We start from the raw sequence: 2,233 nt of genomic DNA, 5'->3' as shown, positions 1-2,233 counted from the left end.
CGGCTCGACGCCCCTGCCGCCAGCACCGCCGCACCAGGGTGAGGACCACGATGACGGCCAGGCCCGCCATCACGGTGGGCTTGGCGCTTAATTCCATCGGCGGCAGGGGCGTCGAGCCGTAGGCCGATCCCGACAGGGGGTAGATCCATGCTTGTTCGCCGCCCTGTTCACCGAGACCGAACAGGGCGTTCTCAGCTCGTTGCCCCCACGGGGTGCAGACGGCGAGCAGGTAGACCGTCAGGAACCCCAGGGTGTACAGCAGAGCCGGCATCCACGGCCGCGTCGTACGCGACGGGCTGGTGTCGTCGGGTGCCTCGGGGGCCTGCCTTGAGGCCCCCGGACGGTGCGCGGGCAGGGACGGAGAATCGTGCTGAGTCATCTCTCTGTTTCTTCCGTTGGGGGGAGTTCGCTCGCCCGCGTCTTGCGGCACGACGTGGGTCGGCGGGCTCGGTCGGCCCACCGGGGCCCGCTCCTATTCGGTGAGTGCCGGCCCCTGCCGGCGCTGGGCGGTGAACGCCAGGGCGGGCAGGGGCGCGGTCAGCAGGATGAGGACGACCAGGTCCGGAAAGGACTGCATAAACGCGTCCGGCCGGACGACGATCGCCTGTGTGCGGACGATCGCGACCGCCGCGACGGGGATCAGCCACCGGTGGTCGCCGGTGGCGTCCGTCGCCACCCACGCGGCGATCAGCGCGGCGGCTTCGAGGGCGAACAAACCACGCTGGAAAGCCGGACTGACGGAGATGACGTGCAGGCTCCCGGCCACGGACATGGCGAGCACGACGGGGGCCAGCCAGCGGTACGAGCGGCGCCGCAGACGGCTGGGACGGCAGAACGCCAGCACGGCGCACGCGGCGCACAGCGCCCCCGAGAGCGCCAGGTCACGGGCCGTTATCGGGGCGCCGAGACCGTAGTAGCCCAGGCCCGCCTTGCCCTCGTCGCCGAAGAGGGTGCGGCCGGGGGACGTGGCGCCGGCCCAGATCATGGCTGCCGCGGCCGGTAGCGCGATCCACGCTCTGCCCCGCAGCAGGGCGATCAGGCAGCCCAGTGGGAGCAGCCCGTAGGGCAGCAGCCGTACCTGGGTGGGACCTTCGGCCCACGGGTACCAGCCGGAGAAGCGGAAGGCGATGGCGTGCTGTCCGGGATCGATGCGCAGTGCCCAGTGCCACACATCCTGCAGGTACGGAACGAGCGCCAGCGCGGCGAGGGCCAGGGCGGCCAGGTGGATGCCGTCCAGCCACCACGGCCGAGTGGTGTCATCAACGGTGGCACGGGCACGGGCCTGCACCCCGGCGCGCACCAGGGCGGCAACTTCCCGCGGCGGGGGCCAGGAGCGGCCGGGATACGCCTCGGCCAGGCAGGCCAGCACCTCCTCTCCCTGCCGCGAACGGTAGGGCTTGGGATAGGCCACAAGCAGCAGACGATTCATGCCGGTGCCGCTCCGGCATCCCGCGAGTGTCCGATGACGACGGCCGCCGCCTGCTGCATCCGCAGCGCCTCCCGGCGGAGTGCCTCGGTGCCGTCCTCAGTGAGCCGGTAGTAGCGCCGCGCCCGCCCGTCCACGATCTCCTCATGGCCGGCGGCCACCAGCCCGGCCCGCTCCATCCGCTCCAGCGCGCCGTAGAGGGTGCCGACAGCGATCCGCAGCCGCCCGTCGGTGGCCTGCTCGGCAGCCTTGATGATGCCGTACCCGTGCAGCGGACCATCCATGAGCGCGGCCAGGATGAAGTACTGCGGTTCCGTCAAGGGCGGATTCTGTCTGGTCATGTACCGAGCATATATCGAGCTACGAAATATATCTGCCAGCCTAGGATGACGCGACAGCGCCTCCACGCCGCAAGCACGTGACTTGGCCTTCTGTCTCGCCCGCCCGTGTGCAGAGCTCAGGCGCCGTGGCACAGAGCGAGCGTTCGCCAGTTCTCGCCCGCTGCGGTCGGGCCGCCTTCCATGTTCCGTGCATGCTGGATGGGCGGGCGAACTCGCCGTCGCCGAACGTGTCCTTGAGCGGGTGAGCGAACAGCTTGGCGGCGACGAGCGCGCCTTGGCCGCCCCGGCGCCTTGGCCGGCACCGCACCGCCCGATGCTCCCCGGCCACACGCACGGGTCTCCCCATGGGGGTCCAGCGCCGTTGGCGGCTTTCGGGCGTGGGGGGTCACGGGGTCCAGGTGTTCGGGCCTCCGCCTCGCCATTCGATCAGGGCGGACTGGGCCACGTATGTCTCGTCGGCGTCCTC

The 2,233-nt window shown here is 71.1% G+C and carries 2 protein-coding genes and 1 pseudogene; all 3 read right to left on the bottom strand.

Annotation, left to right across the window (positions count from 1 at the left end; genetic code table 11):
• Positions 1-379 (bottom strand): annotated as a pseudogene (locus tag AOK15_RS38095) (phosphatase PAP2 family protein); the annotation flags it as partial.
• Positions 380-472: 93 nt separating this feature from the next.
• Positions 473-1,429, bottom strand: coding sequence for a hypothetical protein (locus AOK15_RS38090; RefSeq protein ID WP_055523392.1), 957 nt, complete (start codon positions 1,427-1,429; stop codon positions 473-475).
• Positions 1,426-1,767, bottom strand: coding sequence for a PadR family transcriptional regulator (locus AOK15_RS38085; RefSeq protein WP_055523390.1), 342 nt, complete (start codon positions 1,765-1,767; stop codon positions 1,426-1,428). Before AOK15_RS38085 ends, AOK15_RS38090 begins: the two co-directional genes overlap by 4 nt.
• Positions 1,768-2,233 lie beyond the last annotated feature (466 nt).

Source organism: Streptomyces ossamyceticus (assembly GCF_001418475.1).
Taxonomy (GTDB): domain Bacteria; phylum Actinomycetota; class Actinomycetes; order Streptomycetales; family Streptomycetaceae; genus Streptomyces; species Streptomyces ossamyceticus.
Note: the sequence above shows the minus strand (reverse complement) of the source record. Positions and strands in the feature narration are given on the sequence as shown.